16 protein-coding genes are annotated in these 14840 nt (G+C 70.6%); 11 read left to right on the forward strand and 5 right to left on the reverse strand.

Going from position 1 to position 14840, the window contains the following annotated elements; all coding sequences use genetic code 11:
* Positions 1–73 precede the first annotated feature (73 nt).
* A protein-coding gene (gene prfB / locus EP26_RS05235) for a peptide chain release factor 2 (RefSeq protein ID WP_157033409.1) occupies positions 74–1205 on the forward strand; the annotation gives its coding sequence in 2 pieces (ribosomal slippage) (positions 74–142 and positions 144–1205; 1131 coding nt in all).
* Positions 1206–1859: 654 nt separating this feature from the next.
* Entirely contained in the window at positions 1860–3317 is a 1458-nt protein-coding gene (locus EP26_RS38050) for a calcium-binding protein (protein ID WP_211259381.1), read from the forward strand.
* A 119-nt stretch (positions 3318–3436) separates the two neighbouring features.
* Here EP26_RS38050 and EP26_RS05245 read toward each other — a convergent pair whose 3' ends face one another.
* The 3 genes from EP26_RS05245 to EP26_RS05255 are packed head-to-tail and all read right to left on the reverse strand — an operon-like array spanning position 3437 to position 5678.
* Positions 3437–4282 (reverse strand): NHL repeat-containing protein, encoded by an 846-nt coding sequence (locus tag EP26_RS05245; protein WP_043336629.1) that lies wholly within the window; start codon positions 4280–4282, stop codon positions 3437–3439.
* Positions 4279–5205, reverse strand: a complete 927-nt coding sequence (locus EP26_RS05250; RefSeq protein ID WP_043336631.1) for an allantoinase PuuE — start codon at positions 5203–5205, stop codon at positions 4279–4281. The genes EP26_RS05245 and EP26_RS05250 overlap by 4 nt, the downstream gene beginning before the upstream one ends.
* Entirely contained in the window at positions 5205–5678 is a 474-nt protein-coding gene (locus EP26_RS05255; protein ID WP_052388822.1) for an ureidoglycolate lyase, read from the reverse strand. Before EP26_RS05255 ends, EP26_RS05250 begins: the two co-directional genes overlap by 1 nt.
* A 106-nt stretch (positions 5679–5784) precedes the next feature.
* Here EP26_RS05255 and EP26_RS05260 point away from each other — a divergent pair, with 106 nt between their 5' ends.
* From EP26_RS05260 to selD, 9 genes are all read left to right on the forward strand, one after another.
* Positions 5785–6615 (forward strand): urease accessory protein UreD, encoded by an 831-nt coding sequence (locus EP26_RS05260; protein WP_043336633.1) that lies wholly within the window; start codon positions 5785–5787, stop codon positions 6613–6615.
* 42 nt (positions 6616–6657) lie between these two features.
* Entirely contained in the window at positions 6658–6960 is a 303-nt protein-coding gene (locus tag EP26_RS05265; protein WP_043336636.1) for an urease subunit gamma, read from the forward strand.
* Positions 6957–7262, forward strand: a complete 306-nt coding sequence (locus EP26_RS05270) for an urease subunit beta (RefSeq protein WP_043336637.1) — start codon at positions 6957–6959, stop codon at positions 7260–7262. Before EP26_RS05265 ends, EP26_RS05270 begins: the two co-directional genes overlap by 4 nt.
* Entirely contained in the window at positions 7262–8974 is a 1713-nt protein-coding gene (ureC, locus tag EP26_RS05275; protein ID WP_043336639.1) for an urease subunit alpha, read from the forward strand. Before EP26_RS05270 ends, ureC begins: the two co-directional genes overlap by 1 nt.
* The gene (locus EP26_RS05280; RefSeq protein ID WP_043336641.1) at positions 8974–9480 is read left to right on the forward strand and encodes an urease accessory protein UreE; all 507 of its coding nucleotides are present in this window, start codon (positions 8974–8976) and stop codon (positions 9478–9480) included. Before ureC ends, EP26_RS05280 begins: the two co-directional genes overlap by 1 nt.
* Positions 9464–10150 carry an urease accessory protein UreF gene (locus EP26_RS05285; protein ID WP_245624298.1) on the forward strand — a complete coding sequence of 229 codons (687 nt, stop codon included), beginning with the start codon at positions 9464–9466 and terminating at the stop codon, positions 10148–10150. Before EP26_RS05280 ends, EP26_RS05285 begins: the two co-directional genes overlap by 17 nt.
* Positions 10147–10770, forward strand: a complete 624-nt coding sequence (ureG, locus tag EP26_RS05290; RefSeq protein WP_043336644.1) for an urease accessory protein UreG — start codon at positions 10147–10149, stop codon at positions 10768–10770. Before EP26_RS05285 ends, ureG begins: the two co-directional genes overlap by 4 nt.
* Positions 10770–11327, forward strand: a complete 558-nt coding sequence (locus EP26_RS05295) for a HupE/UreJ family protein (protein WP_043336646.1) — start codon at positions 10770–10772, stop codon at positions 11325–11327. Before ureG ends, EP26_RS05295 begins: the two co-directional genes overlap by 1 nt.
* 313 nt (positions 11328–11640) lie before the next feature.
* Positions 11641–13731, forward strand: a complete 2091-nt coding sequence (gene selD, locus EP26_RS05300) for a selenide, water dikinase SelD (RefSeq protein ID WP_052388823.1) — start codon at positions 11641–11643, stop codon at positions 13729–13731.
* A 4-nt stretch (positions 13732–13735) separates the two neighbouring features.
* Here the strand turns inward: selD and EP26_RS05305 are convergent, their stop codons facing one another.
* Complete coding sequence (locus EP26_RS05305) at positions 13736–14266, reverse strand: hypothetical protein (RefSeq protein WP_043336648.1); 531 nt, start codon at positions 14264–14266, stop codon at positions 13736–13738.
* 113 nt (positions 14267–14379) lie between these two features.
* Positions 14380–14805 (reverse strand): secondary thiamine-phosphate synthase enzyme YjbQ, encoded by a 426-nt coding sequence (locus EP26_RS05310; protein WP_043336649.1) that lies wholly within the window; start codon positions 14803–14805, stop codon positions 14380–14382.
* Positions 14806–14840: the final 35 nt, after the last annotated feature.

Here is a 14840-nt window from a genome sequence, read left to right on the forward strand (position 1 = left end):
TGAACTTCTCCTCCGTGCCCTATCCATCCGCGACACCCTGGACAGGCTGCCCAGCTTAGCCTATCGCCCGCCCATGCGCGCTGATGCAGAATCCCTGAACGAGCAGATCACCGCTTCGGTGTCCCTGCTGAGGAGGCATCTTTGACTGGGATGCCGCCCTTCGCCGCCTCGATGAGCTGAACGCCCGAGCGGAAGACCCGAGCCTCTGGAACGACGCCGAGGCCGCCAACAAGCTGATGCGGGAACGTTCCCGCCTGGCCGACCAGACCGAGGGCGTGCGGCGGCTGGAGCAGGCCGTGCAGGACGCGCTGGAGCTGATCGAGCTGGCCGAGGCGGAGGGCGATGCGGCCACCGCCGATGCGGCCGTCGCCGACCTCAAGGCGCTGGCCACCGAGGCCAAGCGGCGCGAGATCGAGAGCCTGCTCTCCGGCGAGGCCGACCAGAACGACGCCTATATCGAGGTCAACGCCGGGGCCGGCGGGACCGAGGCGCAGGACTGGGCCGAGATGCTGCTGCGCATGTACCAGCGCTGGGCTGAGCAGCATGGCTACAAGGTGGTGCTGACCGAGCAGTCGGATGGGGAAGAGGCCGGGATCAAGTCGGCGACCCTCCAGGTCACCGGCCCTGCAGCCTATGGCTGGCTGAAGACGGAGACGGGGGTGCATCGTCTCGTCCGCATCAGCCCCTTCGGCGGCAACGACAAGCGGCAGACCAGCTTCGCCAGCGTCTATGTCTATCCGGTCGTGGACGACAAGATCGAGATCGAGATCAACCCGGCGGACATCAAGACGGATACCTTCCGGGCGTCCGGAGCCGGCGGGCAGCACGTCAACAAGACCGAGTCTGGCGTGCGCTTCACCCATATCCCGACGGGCATCGTCGCGGCCTCGACCCAGGACCGCAGCCAGCACAAGAACCGCGCCATCGCCATGAACATGCTGAAGGCGCGGCTCTACGAGCTGGAGCTGTCGAAGCGCGAGGCGGTGGCGGCGGGCATCGAGGCGGGGAAGACGGATATCGGCTGGGGGCACCAGATCCGCAACTACGTGCTGCAGCCCTACCAGCTGGTGAAGGACCTGCGCACCAATGTCGAGAAGGGCAATCCGGCGGCCGTGCTGGATGGCGACCTCGACGAGTTCATGGCGGCGGCGCTGGCCGCGCGCGTCGGCGCGACGCGGTCGGAGGCATCGGCCGCTGCGCGCTGAACGCGCTCATGACCGGCAGTGGACGCGGCTTGTGCCGATGCTGCCGAACAAGCCGCAGGCGTGCCGCGGATGGACGACCAGCGAGTGGCCAGCGGTATCGTCCACGCGGTGTGCTCGGAGTGTCGCCACGCCGATGCCCTGGTTATAGCGGACCAGGCCTACGACACCGGTGCCGTCCGCGAGCGTATCCAGGCCCGGGCGCAGTGCCGGACATCCGGTCCAAGCGAAAGCACCGCTGAAAGCGTTGCTTCAGCCCGGCCCTCTACCGCGGCCGCAATGCCATCGAGGCCCGCTCGACCGCCTCAGGGAGTTCCGCCGCATCGCCGACCGCTATGGCAAGCTGGCCGCCAAATTCCTCGCCACTATCAGTCCTCGCCGCAGCCCTAGCTGCTATTCATGAGGCCAGGGCCTTGGCCATTTTGCGTGCTGGTTGTGTGCTCACACATGCTTAACCACGCGGTGAGCCTTAACGTTGGGCAACATCAACTATAGCCAGAGCACCGCCCGACAAGCCGATGCAGTCGTGACGGCGCCAGACTGAAGAAAAAACCGGCTTCCTGCGGTTTTTTCGCCAAACCGCGCATCCAGTCAGATTGCGCCTCCGTAACCCGAAAGATGAGCCAGAGGGTTCATCCTATGGGAGCGACGCAAATCATGGCCTGGAAGCACTTTGATCTGGCAACGGCAACCAATTGGTTGCACGACACCAAGCACCTCCTGCCTCTTTCCTGTCATACCCGCAACGGTGACTTGGTCACTTTGGACGTCGTCAAGGGTGGAGCGGTCGCCAGGGATCTGGGCGAAGGCGAGGACACCGTCCTCGTCAAGGGCGCCCCCGGACAGGTTCGCCTGACCTTCACCAGCGCCGAGGTCGGCAATGGCAACTCCCTCGACTCCAACACCATGGCCAACCAGGATGGTGGCCTCGCCGTCCGGCTTCAGGCCGAGGACGGCGCTGACGGCCTCACTGGTCCCGTCAGCCGCTTCGACGACGAGGGGATCACCTTCCGCGCCGCCAGCCCGGGCCTGACCTTCGACGTGCGCGACCTCGTCGCCGGCACCCAGCGCGGCGACCAGTTCGATGCAGTCACCCTCGGCACCAAGGGAGACGACCACTACAGCGTGCAAGGCAGCAGTCAGGCCTATTACATCAATGCCGGCATGGGCAACGATACCCTCGTTGGTGGCAAGGACGGCGATTTCCTGGTCGGTGGCGCCGGGGACGACTGGCTGCAGGGCGGCCGCGGCGACGATTCGCTGCTCGGGGGAGCAGGCAACGACACCGCCGTCATCAAGCCGTCGCGTGACGGCGCCGATGTCATAGACCTCGGGGCCGGCGATGACGTGGTGCTCGTGAAGCACGGTCAGGGTGGGCAGATCCGCCTGACCTTCACCAGCGCCGAAGTCGGCAACGGCAATGCCAACGACAGCAACACCATGCTGAATCAGGATGGCGGCCTCGCAGTCCGCTTCCAGATGGAGGACGGCGCCGGTACTCTTCAGGGACCGATCAGCCGGTTCGACGACGAGGGCATCAGCTTCAGGGCAAGCGGCGGCTCCACCTTCGACGTGCGTGATCTGGTCGCGGGCACCCAGCGCGGCGACCAGTTCGAGGTGGTTCAGCTCGGCACCATGGCCATGGACGTCATCGACCACAGCGACGACCGCGAGGCCTACTACGTCAATGCCGGCATGGGCGAGGATGTGGTGACCGGCGGCAAGGGCCGTGACTTCCTGGTCGGCGGTGCCGGTAACGATACCCTCAACGGAGGCGCGGGCCAGGATTCGCTGCTTGGCGGCGGCGGTGCTGATACATTCGTCTTCGGCGCCTCCGAGACCGGCTCGGACACCATCGTCGACTTCAGCGTCGCTGACGACACCATCCAACTCGATGGCCGCGTCTTCCAGGGCCTCGCTTCCGGTGCGCTGGCCGAGAATGCCTTTGCATTGTTGTCGGATGCCGAGGCGGCTGAGCACCGGATCCTCTACGACGCCGATACCGGCAATCTCTTCTTCGACGCGGATGGCGGCTCGCGCGACGATCTCGTCAACTTCGCGGTGCTGATGACGAAGCCTGCAGGATTGTCGGCGGCGGACTTCGTGATCGGCTGAAGAGGATGGAAGATCGGGGGAATCCATCCCCCGATCTTCCTGTTCACCCGGCGGCTCGGGCGGAGGTGGATCGGTCGAGGCTCGCCTTGGCCGCCCGCTGCTGCCCGTGAATCCTGTCCCTAGATGGGCACCAGGCGGGTCAGCCGGTTCGGGTTCTGCTCGCTCTGATAAATGACGCCGCTGCGCGGTTCCCACCACATGCCGTGGGCGCCGTTCAGCACGGGGCGGCAGCGGCCGATCAGCCGGCCCTCGCCGCTGAACTGGCTGAGGCGGGGGATCTGGTCGGTCACGAAGAAGCTGCCATTGGGGCCGCCATGTACGTCCATCGGCTTGTGGACGTCGCGGATGTCCATGAGATGCGTGCCCTCGGGGGTGAAGACCTGGACGCGGTTGTTCTCGCGGTCCGCCACCAGCACGCGGCCATCCCCCAGCACCCAGACGGAATGCGGCGTGCTGAACTCGCCGGCGCGCTGGCCCGGCCGGCCCCAGGCGCCGAGCCAGGTGCCTTCCGCGGTGAAGCGGTGGACCAGCGAGTTGCCGTAGCCATCGGCCACGACCATGCCGCCGTCGCGGGCGAAGGCGATGTCGCAGGGCGCGTTGAAGGGCTGGCCCGGTCCGTGGCGCCTGCCCAGCCCCCCAAGCCGCTGACCCTCGGCCGAGAAGATGATGATCTCATGCGCGTCGCGGTCGACGACGAAGACGCGGCCATCCGGATGCACGGTGAACATGTGCCCGTCCGCCACCTGGCCAGCGCCCCAGGCGCCGATGCGCTCCCCTTCCGGCGAAAGCACGACGATCGCCGGTGCGGCCGGGTCCACGTAAGGATCCGTGCGGTACTGGACGAGAACGTTGCCGGCCGCGTCGCAGGCGACGTCGCTGATGCGGCCCGGCCCTTCCGGCAGGTCGCCCCAGGGGCGCTCGATGCGGTAGCGCTGCTCGCCAAGTGCTACGACGAGAGGTGTCATTCGTTCAGGCCCCGGCCGGGATAGGGGTGGGTGGCAAGCCAGTGGCGGGCGATGTCGAGGCGGCGGGTGATCCAGACATCCTTCTCCCGCAGCATGTGGTCGAGCACGCGTTGCAGGCCCATGGCGCGGGCGGGGTGGCCGATCAGGCGCTGGTGCAGGCCGACCGACATCATCTTCGGCCGGCCGGCGCGGCCTTCGGCCAGCAGCATGTCGAAGGCGTCGCGGATATAGGAGAACCACTGGTCGCTGGTGCCCATCCAGCCGGAATACTTGCCGTCGTTGTTGGTCAGGGAGTAGGGCACGACGAGCTGCGGCTTGCCCTCGACGGTCAGCCAGAAGGGCAGTTCCTCGCCATAGTAGTCGCTGTCGTAGAGGAAGCCGCCATGCTCGACGACGAGGCGGCGGGTGTTCACGCTCGGCCCGTAGCGGCAGTACCAGCCGGCGGGCTTCTCGCCGGTGGTGCGCTCGATGCTGGCGACGGCGCGGGCGATGTGGTCGCGCTCCTCCGCCTCGGTCAGCTCGAAATGCTTCACCCAGCGCCAGCCATGGCTGCAGACGTCGTAGCCCGCCGAGCGGATGGCGGCGCAGGCCTCGGGATTCTGTTCGAGAGCGAGGGCGCAGCCGAAAATGGTCAGCGGCAGGCCGCGCTCCTGGAACAGCCGCGTCAGGCGCCAGAAGCCGACGCGGCTGCCATATTCGAACATGCCCTCGGCGGCGAGGTCGCGGCCCTTCGTCACCTGCCGCGCGGCGCCGGCCTCGGTCAGGCCCGTCTCGCTGTAGCCGTCGCCCAGGGCGATCGAGGGCTCGGAGCCTTCCTCGTAATTGATGACGAAATTGACGGCGAGCTTCGCGCCGCCCGGCCATTGCGGGTCGGGCGGGTTGGCGCCGTAGCCGATGAAGTCGCGCCGCACCTCATAGGGCATCAGGGCAGCTCCACGGTGAATTCGGGCACCTCGGCGAATTCCTCGTCGCCCTTGCTGCCGTCGCGCCACATGGTGATGACGAAGCGCGCCGGCGCGTCGAGCACGGTGAAGGGGTGGTGCCAGACATTGGCGCCGAAGGTGACGCCCTGCATCGGCCCGGCGAGGAAGGCGCGAGCGCGGGCCATGTCGGGGCCGCCATCCTTCGCATGCGGGGCGACTATGACGAGCCAGCGGCCGGCCTGCTGCGGGATGAAGCTCTGCGAGGAGTACTCGTGCCGCTCCATGGTGGTGGAGCGCAGCGGCATCGTGGCCGGCTTGTCCTTCACCGTCAGCGAGATGCTCGGCCTGGCATGCGGGCGGAGATTGGCCAGCGCATCCTCGAAATAGGTGCGGCCCGGGATGCTCGGGCATTCGATCACCTCGCCGAAGGCCAGGAAGGCGGCGGAGGTCAGGGGTTCGGCCCGCAGGATCATTATCGGCACCTGTGCTTGGTCGCGCGCAGCATGTGCGCGCGGAGCGCGAAACGGAAGGGGGTTCCGGCGCTTGCGCCCGGGCGCGGGCATGCCATGCTGCGGTGCGATGCCGCGCGACGCCCCTGCCCTGCCCTTCCGCCACCAGCGGGCCGATGGCGCCTTCGAGCTGGGCTTCGCGCCCTCGCCGCGGGGGACGGTGCTGCGGCACCTCTTCCAGCAGGCGCCGCTGCGGGTGCTCTTCCCCGATCCGGAGCCGGGCGAGCCGCCGACGGGTGCGCTGCTGAACTGTGCCGGCGGGCTGGCGGGGGGCGATGCGCTGCGGCAGTCGGTGCGGCTGGAGCCGGGGGCGCAGGCGACGCTCTGCACCGCGGCGGCGGAGAAGATCTATCGCAGCCTGGGGCCGGAAACGCGGATCGGGACGCACCTGTCGCTCGGCGCGGAGGCGGTGCTGGAATGGCTGCCGCAGGAGGCCATCCTCTTCGACGGGGCGCGGATGGCGCGGCGGATGCAGGTGGACCTCGCCGAGGGGGCGCGGCTGCTGGCAGTGGAGATGCTGGTCTTCGGCCGGGCTGCGGCGGGGGAGCGGATGCGGACGGGCTCCGTCCTCGACTCCTGGCGGCTGCGCGGGCCAGGGGGGCTGCTTTGGGCCGATGCGCTGGCCTTCGACGATCCGGCATCGGCGCTGGCGGCGCCTTTCGGCTTCGGGGGGGCGGAGGCGATGGCGATGCTGCTGCTGGCCGCACCGGAGGCGGAGGCGATGCGGGAGAGGCTGCGCGAGGCGGGGGCGGCCGCCACCCTGCCGCGGCCAGGCCTGCTGCTGGCGCGCTGGCTCGGCGGCGCGAGCGCGGTGCGGCGGGCGGTGGGGGCGGCGATCGCCTCGGTGCGCGGGGCAGCGCTTGGGCGGCCGGCGCGGCTGCCTCGGCTGTGGACGACCTGAGGCGGGCCGGGCCATGATCGCGCCGACCCGGATGAGGCCCGCATGAACCTGACGCCGCGCGAGAAGGACAAGCTGCTGATCGCCATGGCCGCGCAGGTCGCGCGGCGCCGGCTGGAGCGGGGCGTGAAGCTCAATCATCCGGAGGCGGTGGCGCTCATCACCGACTATGTGGTGGAGGGCGCGCGGGACGGGCGCAGCGTCGCCGAGCTGATGCGCGACGGCGCCACGGTGCTGACGCGGGACCAGGTGATGGAAGGGATCGCCGAGATGATCCATGAGATCCAGGTGGAGGCGACCTTCCCCGACGGGACGAAGCTCGTCACCGTGCACGAGCCAATCCGGTGATCCCCGGCGAGCTGTTCCCCGCCGCGGGGGAGATCGAGCTGAATGTCGGCGCCGGGGCCGTCGAGATCGAGGTCGGCAATTCCGGCGACCGGCCGATCCAGGTCGGCAGCCACTACCATTTCGCCGAGACCAATCCGGCGCTCACCTTCGACCGGGCCCAGGCGCGTGGGCGGCGGCTCGACATTCCGGCAGGCACCGCGGTGCGGTTCGAGCCGGGGCAGAGCCGGACGGTGCGGCTCATCCCCTTCGGCGGCAAGCGGCTGGTGCATGGGTTCCGGGGCGAGACGGAGGGCAAGGTCTGATGGCGGCACGGCTCTCGCGCAGCGCCTATGCGGGCATGTACGGCCCGACCGTGGGCGACCGGCTCAGGCTCGCCGATACGGACCTCATCCTCGAGGTGGAGAAGGATTTCACCACTTACGGGGAGGAGGTGAAATTCGGCGGCGGCAAGGTCATCCGCGACGGCATGGGGCAGAGCCAGGTGACACGCGCCGGGGGCGCGATGGACACCGTCATCACCAATGCGCTGATCGTCGATCACTGGGGCATCGTGAAGGCCGATGTGGGGCTGAAGGACGGGCGGATCGCGGCCATCGGCAAGGCGGGCAACCCGGATACGCAGGCGGGCGTCACCATCGTCATCGGGCCGGGGACGGAGATCATCGCGGGCGAGGGGCGCATCCTGACGGCTGGCGGGCTCGACGTGCATATCCACTTCATCTGCCCGCAGCAGATCGAGGAGGCGCTGGCCTCCGGCGTCACCACCATGTTCGGCGGCGGGACGGGGCCGGCGCATGGCACGCTGGCCACCACCGCGACGCCGGGGCCGTGGCACATGGCGCGGATGCTGCAAGCTGCCGAGAGCTTCCCCGTCAATCTCGGCTTCCTCGGCAAGGGCAATGCGGCGCTGCCGGCGGGGCTGGAGGAGCAGGTGCGCGGTGGGGCCTGCGGGCTCAAGCTGCATGAGGATTGGGGGACGACGCCGAAGGCGATCGACACCTGCCTCGCCATCGCCGATGCCTTCGACATCCAGGTGGCGATCCATACGGATACGCTGAACGAGAGCGGCTTCGTCGAGAGCACCATCGGCGCGATCAAGGGGCGCACCATCCAGGCCTTCCATACCGAGGGCGCGGGCGGCGGGCATGCGCCGGATATCCTCCGCGTCGTGGGGGAGCCGAATTTCCTGCCCAGCAGTACCAACCCGACGATGCCCTACACGGTGAACACCGTGGACGAGCATCTCGACATGCTGATGGTCTGCCATCACCTCGATCCGCGCATCCCGGAGGATGTGGCCTTCGCCGAGAGCCGCATCCGGCGGGAGACCATCGCGGCGGAGGACATCCTGCACGACCTTGGCGCGATCTCGATGATGAGCAGCGACAGCCAGGCGATGGGACGGGTGGGCGAGGTCATCATCCGCACCTGGCAGACCGCGCACAAGATGAAGCAGCAGCGCGGGCGGCTGGCGGGCGAGCAGGGCGAGAACGACAACCTGCGCATCCGGCGCTACATCGCCAAGTACACGATCAACCCAGCGATCGCGCAGGGCATCTCGGCGCATGTCGGCAGCGTGGAAGTGGGGAAGCTCGCGGACCTCGTGCTCTGGTCGCCGGCCTTCTTCGGGGTGAAGCCGGACATGGTGCTGAAATGCGGCTCCATCGCCATGGCGCCGATGGGCGACCCCAATGCCTCCATCCCGACGCCGCAGCCGGTGCATTACCGGCCGATGTTCGCCAGCTTCGGCAAGGCGATGGTGGCGAGCGCCGTCACTTTCACCTCGGCCGCGGCGCTGGAGGATGGGATCGGGGCGCGGCTCGGGCTGCAACGGGAGCTGATCGCGGTGCGGAATACTAGGGGCGGCATCGGCAAGCGCGACATGGTGCTGAATGATGCGCTGCCGAGGATCGAGGTCGATCCCGAGACCTATGAGGTCCGGGCGGATGGCGAATTGCTCACCTGCGAGCCGGCGAAGGTGCTGCCCATGGCGCAGCGGTACTTCCTGTTCTGATGAGCGGCGAACTCCCTCGCGCCACCCAGGTGCTGCCGGCCGGCGGATGGGTGGAGCGCACGGCGCGCCATGTGGTGACGCTCGACTTCGACGACCGCTTCCGTCGCCGCAAGCGCTATGTGGCGGAGGATGGCTTCGCCTTCCTGCTCGACCTGGAGGAGGCCGTGGCGTTGCGGCAGGGCGATGGGCTGCTGCTGGAGGGGGGTGGCGTCATCCTCGTCCGCGCCGCGCCGGAGCCGCTGGTGGAGGTGCGGGCGGAGAGCGTGGGGCGGCTGATGCGGCTGGCTTGGCATCTTGGCAACCGGCACCTGCCGACGGAGATCCAGCCGGAGCGGCTGCTGATCCGCGACGACCATGTGATCGTCGCCATGCTGCGCGGGCTCGGCGCCGAATTGCGGAAGGTGGAGGAGCCGTTCAACCCGGAAGGCGGCGCCTATGGCGAGCACAACAGGCAGCCGGGGCACCACCATCATCACCATGATGACGGCCATGACCACCATCACTGAGGGCGCGGCGCTCTACCGGCTGCTGGCCTGGCTGTCGCCGGCCTATCCGGTGGGGGCCTATACCTACAGCCATGGGCTGGAGACGGCGGTGGAGGATGGCGCGGTGCGCGACCGTGCGACGCTCGTCGAGTATATCCGCAGCGTGTTGCTGGCGGGGGCGGGGCGCGTCGATGGGGCGCTGCTGGTCGCGGCCTGGCGCGCGGCGGGGGATGATGCGGCGCTGGACGAGGTCGCCGAATTGGCGGCGGCCTGGCGCGGCTCGGCGGAGCTGGCGCTGGAGAGCATGGCACAGGGCACGGCCTTCACCGGCGTGACGCAATCGGCCTGGCCGGAGGCGCGCTTCGCGGCGCTGGCGGCGCGGCATCCGCGGCGGCTGGCACATCCGGTGGCCTTCGGGGCGGCGGCGGCGTTCCATAGGCTGCCGCTGCGGCCTTCGCTCGCCGGTTGGTTGGCGGCGTTTGCGGCGAACCTCGTCTCCGCCGGGGTGAGGCTCGTGCCGCTCGGGCAGACGGATGGGCAGGTTGCGACCGCCGCTCTGCATCCCGTCGTCGAGGCGGCGGCGGATGCGGCGCTGGCCGCGGATCTCGATATGCTGGGCACGGCGGCGCCGATGCTCGACCTTTTCTCCATGCGTCACGAGACGCAGTACACGAGGCTCTTCCGCTCATGAGCACCGGACCCTTCCGTGTTGGCATCGGCGGCCCCGTGGGCTCCGGCAAGACGGCGCTGACGGAGCGGCTCTGCCGGCACCTGCGCGAGACGCACGACATCGCCGTCATCACCAACGACATCTACACCAAGGAGGACGCGGAATTCCTGACGCGCGCCGGGGCGCTGGAGCCGAGCCGCATCGCCGGCGTCGAGACGGGAGGGTGCCCGCATACCGCGATCCGCGAGGATGCCAGCATCAACCTCGCCGCGGTGCACGACATGGTGGAGCGTTTCCCCGGGCTCGAAGTGCTGTTTATCGAGAGCGGCGGCGATAATCTCGCGGCGACTTTCAGTCCGGAGCTGGCGGACCTGACGATCTACGTCATCGACGTCTCGGCCGGGGACAAGATCCCGCGCAAGGGCGGGCCCGGGATCACCCGCTCCGACGTGCTGGTGATCAACAAGATCGACCTCGCGCCGCTAGTCGGGGCCGATCTCTCCGTCATGGACCGCGACGCGCGGCGGATGCGCGGCGCGCGGCCCTTCATCTTCACCAACCTCAAGGAGGATCTCGGCGTCGCCGAGATCGCCGACTTCATCCTCACCCAGGGCGGGATTGCCCCGCGAAAGGCTGCCTGATGAATCCGATCCCCTTCCTCGCCGCCGCGCTGCTGCTGCCGGCCACCGCCTTCGCCCATCCGGGCACGGCGCTGGACCACGGGTTGGCCGCCGGCTTCCTCCATCCCCTCTCCGGGGCGGATCACGTGCTCGCCATGCTGATGGTCGGCCTCTGGGCCGGGCTGCTCGGCGGGCGGGCGCGCTGGGCGCTGCCGGGCGGCTTCCTCGCTGGCATGGCGGGCGGCGCGCTGATGGGTTTCGCCGGCATGGCGCTGCCAGGGGTGGAGGCAGGCATCCTCGCCTCGGTCATCGTGCTCGGCACGCTGGCGGGGCTGGCGCTGCGGCTGCCGCTGCCTGTCGGGATGGCGCTGGCGGCGGGCTTCGGCCTGCTGCACGGGCATGCGCATGGGACGGAAATGCTGGCCGGGCAGGCCTTCCTCGGCATGCTGGCGGGCACGGCGATGTTGCATGGGGCGGGGCTGGCGCTGGCGATCCCGGCGGCGGCCTGGGCACGGCGCGCGGTGCGGCTGGCCGGCGGCGCGGCCGCGCTCGGCGGCCTGGTGCTGGCGCTAGTCTAGACCAAGGCTCCGATCAGACGGGATCATCTGACCGGAGTAATCCGCTCGCCGAAACGACGAGCCGGAGCGGGGTCCGTGAGCCGGTGCGAACGGACACCGCTCGGGCAGCCTGTCGGCGGCGTGGCTTCGGCGTCGTCCAGAGGGGCGCGATGGATGGGCGGTGCCGGGCGATACGGCCGCCGCCCGACGATGGGGATGCGCAACTCTTCCCGCGCTGGACCACCTTCGCCGCTCCGGGCGAATGCGGTGGTGCTGGAACCGGTCCGCCTCCGCCAACTGGCGACGGCGCGGCACTTCCACTAGACAGGCACCGATGCCGAGAGACCCGGACCCGAGGCCGCCCGCCGAGGGCCGCGAATTGCTGCTGGTCGGCGGCGGCCACGCGCATCTCGGCCTGCTGCGCTCGCTCGCCATGCGGCCCGTCCCCGGCCTGCGCGTCACCCTCGTCGCCGATGAGCTGGCGCCGGTCTATTCCGGTATGCTGCCCGGCCTCGTCGCCGGCCTCTATGCGCCGGAGGAATGCCGGGTCGAGGTCCCACGCCTCGCGCTGGCTGCCGGCGCCCGGCTGGTCCACGACCGCGCCACCGGCCTTCGCCCCGCCGCGCGCCGCCTGCTCTGCGCCCGCCACCCGCCGCTGCGCTATGACTGGCTCTCCATCGATATCGGCTCCGTCGCCCGGCCGCTGCCGCCCGGCGAGGGGCACATTCTGCCCGTCCGCCCGATCGGCAGCCTGGAAGCGCGCCTGGCCGCCGCCCTGCCAGCCTCCCGCGCCGCGGTGGTCGGCGGCGGCGCGGCGGGGGTGGAGCTGGCCTTCTCGCTCCGCCATCGCCTCGGCCCGGGGGCGGAGGTCGCGCTGCTGCCCGGCCCCCGGCTCCTGCCCCATGCAGGGTGGCTGGCGGGATGGATCGTCCGGCGGGCACTGGCGCGGCGCCGCATCGCCCTGGTCGAAGGCGCCCCGGTGGCCGAGGCGGGGCCGGATGCCCTCCTGCTCGCCGATGGCCGCCGCATCCCCTGCGACCTCGCCCTCTGGACCACCGGCGCCGCCGCCCCGGCTTGGCTGCGCGAGACCGGCCTCGCCCTCGACCCGCAAGGCTTCATCGCCGTGGACGAGACCCTTCGCTCCCTCTCCCACCGGGAGGTCTTCGCCGCCGGCGACGTCGCCGCCATGCAGGCGCATCCCCGCGAGAAGGCCGGGGTCCATGCCGTCCGCCAGGGACCGGCCCTGGCCGATGCCATCCGCCGGCTGATGGCCGGAAAGGCGCCGCGCGCCTATCGCCCGCAGCGCCACGCCCTTGCCCTGATCGGCACCGCCGATGGCGAGGCGATCGCGCTGCGCGGCCGGCTGGCGCTGGCGGGCCGCTGGGCCTGGCGGTGGAAGCAGCGGATCGACCGCGACTGGGTTGCCCGCTTCGCCGCCATGCCCGCCACGCCGCTGACGCCCATGCCCGCGCCGATGCGTTGCACCGGCTGCGACGGCAAGCTGGCGGCGCCCGTGCTCGCCGCTGCCCTCCATCGCCTCGGCCTTGCGGACGGGCCGGATCCGCCGGGCGACGCCGCGTTGCCACCGCAGAGCGTCGACCGGCTCCGCGCCTTCGTCACCGATATGCATCTCTTCGGCCGCATCGCCGCCAACCATGCGCTGGGCGACATCCATGCGATGGGCGGCCGGCCGCTCTCGGCCCTTGCGCTTGTCACCCTGCCGCACGGCCCCGCGCCTTGGCAGGAGGAAGACCTGTACGCCATGCTGCTCGGCGCGCAGGAGGTGCTGGAGGCGGCCGGCGCCCGCCTCCTCGGTGGCCATGGCGGTGAGGGCGCGGAGCCGGCGCTCGGCTTGGCCGTCACCGGTGTGGCGGGGCCTGCGCGCCTGCTGCGGAAGGGCGGCCTTCGCCCCGGCGACCGGCTGGTGCTGACCAAGCCGCTCGGCACCGGCGCAATCCTCGCCGCCGCCATGCGGGGCGAGGCGCGGGCCGAGTGGCTGGAAGCCGCCCTCGCCGCCATGCAGCAGCCGGGCGGGCCGGTCGGCGCGGCGCTCGCCGCCCATGGCGCCTCGGCCTGCACGCATGTGGCCGGCTTCGGACTGCTCGGCCACCTGGCGGAAATGCTGCGCGCCAGCGGCTGCGCCGCATGGCTGGACGCGGCGGCGGTACCCCTCCTTCCGGGCACGCGGGAGGCGCTGAGCGGTGGCATCCGCAGCACCTTGCACGAAACCAACGAGGCGGCCGTCGCCGGCCTCGTCGGGAGCCCGCCTGCCGTCCTGCTCGATCCTCAGACCGCCGGCGGCTTGCTCGCCGGCCTGCCGGAGGGCGCCGTCGCGCCCTGCCTGGTGGAACTCCACCGGCTGGGCGCCGCCGCCGCGCCCATCGGCACGGTGAAGGCCGGCCCGCCCGCCATCCGCCTGGGCTGAAGCCTTACCGGGCCGCGCCGGAGCCGCTTCGGGCCTGGCCGCTCGCTTCGCCGCCGGCGCTCATGCTGGTGGCCAGCGTGCCGACCGCCTTGGCCGCATCGCCGAGCGCGCTCGCCACCTGCTGCTGGTCCGGACGCTCGCCCCGCAGGAACTGCTGCACCTGTTCCAGCTTCTGCCGCGCCTCGCGCCAGTCCTGCTGCCCCTGGGCCTGCTGCGGCAGCTCGCGGATCGTCCGGAGCCCGGCCTCCACCGTGCTGCTCGCCTGCGGGAAATTCGGCTGCTGGCTGCCCGAGACCTCGCTCTGCGTCTGGTTCAGCGCCTGCTCCACCGTCCGCAGCCGGCCGACCACCTCGGGCTCCGCGCTGCCGGGCTGCTGGGCCGGCGCCAGGTTGGGCGGCGTCTGGCTGGTCTGGGCCTGGGCCACGGCCATCACGCCGAGGGCCAGCATCGTCGCCGCTCCCGCCAGCACCAGGACCCGCCGGAGATCCTCCTGGGCGGCAGCCACCTTCGACCTGTAGTGAAGCATTCCCTGCATCGCTCATTCCTCTTGGCGCCGCCGGCCCACGACCGGCCTGTGACCGGAGGGGAGCGCCAAAGCCACATGCCCGGTTCCATCGGAGGTGCGCCGGGCCCTGCCGGCCTGAGGGGCTATGCCTCGCCCAGCAGGTGCAGCACCAGCTCGCGCCGGTGCGGCCGCGTCCGGTGCTCGTAGAGGAAGATGCCCTGCCAGGTACCAAGCACCGGCACGCCCTCCGCCACCGGGATGCTGAGCTGCGTCTGGGTCAGCATCGCGCGGATATGCGCCGGCATGTCGTCCGGCCCCTCCTCCTCGTGCCGGTAGCGGCCGTCGCCGCCCTCCGGCACCAGCCGGGCGAGGAAGGCCTCGAGGTCCGTCCGCACCTCCGGCGAGGCATTCTCCTGCACGACCAGCGAGGCGGAGGTATGCCGGCACCAGATCGTCAGCAGCCCGGTGCCGAGGCCCTGCTCGGCCACCCAGCGGCGCACCGGCCCGGTGACCTCGGCGAGGCCCCGCCCCCGTGTCGCAACCTCCAAGGTGTGGATGCGCTGTTCCATGCCCCTCTCCCGCCTCAAATCGCTGTAGAATGCGC

The organism is Belnapia moabensis DSM 16746, from assembly GCF_000745835.1.
GTDB lineage: Bacteria > Pseudomonadota > Alphaproteobacteria > Acetobacterales > Acetobacteraceae > Belnapia > Belnapia moabensis.

What these genes read in the sequence shown, in the direction of transcription:
- EP26_RS38050 (WP_211259381.1), top strand. Translation starts at nt 1,860, where the DNA reads ATGGCCTGGAAGCACTTTGATCTGGCAACGGCAACCAATTGGTTGCAC.
- EP26_RS05245 (WP_043336629.1), bottom strand. Translation starts at nt 4,282, where the DNA reads ATGACACCTCTCGTCGTAGCACTTGGCGAGCAGCGCTACCGCATCGAG.
- EP26_RS05250 (WP_043336631.1), bottom strand. Translation starts at nt 5,205, where the DNA reads ATGCCCTATGAGGTGCGGCGCGACTTCATCGGCTACGGCGCCAACCCG.
- EP26_RS05280 (WP_043336641.1), top strand. Translation starts at nt 8,974, where the DNA reads ATGAGCGGCGAACTCCCTCGCGCCACCCAGGTGCTGCCGGCCGGCGGA.
- EP26_RS05260 (WP_043336633.1), top strand. Translation starts at nt 5,785, where the DNA reads ATGCCGCGCGACGCCCCTGCCCTGCCCTTCCGCCACCAGCGGGCCGAT.
- EP26_RS05285 (WP_245624298.1), top strand. Translation starts at nt 9,464, where the DNA reads ATGACCACCATCACTGAGGGCGCGGCGCTCTACCGGCTGCTGGCCTGG.
- ureC (WP_043336639.1), top strand. Translation starts at nt 7,262, where the DNA reads ATGGCGGCACGGCTCTCGCGCAGCGCCTATGCGGGCATGTACGGCCCG.
- EP26_RS05310 (WP_043336649.1), bottom strand. Translation starts at nt 14,805, where the DNA reads ATGGAACAGCGCATCCACACCTTGGAGGTTGCGACACGGGGGCGGGGC.
- EP26_RS05265 (WP_043336636.1), top strand. Translation starts at nt 6,658, where the DNA reads ATGAACCTGACGCCGCGCGAGAAGGACAAGCTGCTGATCGCCATGGCC.
- EP26_RS05305 (WP_043336648.1), bottom strand. Translation starts at nt 14,266, where the DNA reads ATGCAGGGAATGCTTCACTACAGGTCGAAGGTGGCTGCCGCCCAGGAG.
- ureG (WP_043336644.1), top strand. Translation starts at nt 10,147, where the DNA reads ATGAGCACCGGACCCTTCCGTGTTGGCATCGGCGGCCCCGTGGGCTCC.
- EP26_RS05295 (WP_043336646.1), top strand. Translation starts at nt 10,770, where the DNA reads ATGAATCCGATCCCCTTCCTCGCCGCCGCGCTGCTGCTGCCGGCCACC.
- selD (WP_052388823.1), top strand. Translation starts at nt 11,641, where the DNA reads ATGCCGAGAGACCCGGACCCGAGGCCGCCCGCCGAGGGCCGCGAATTG.
- EP26_RS05255 (WP_052388822.1), bottom strand. Translation starts at nt 5,678, where the DNA reads ATGATCCTGCGGGCCGAACCCCTGACCTCCGCCGCCTTCCTGGCCTTC.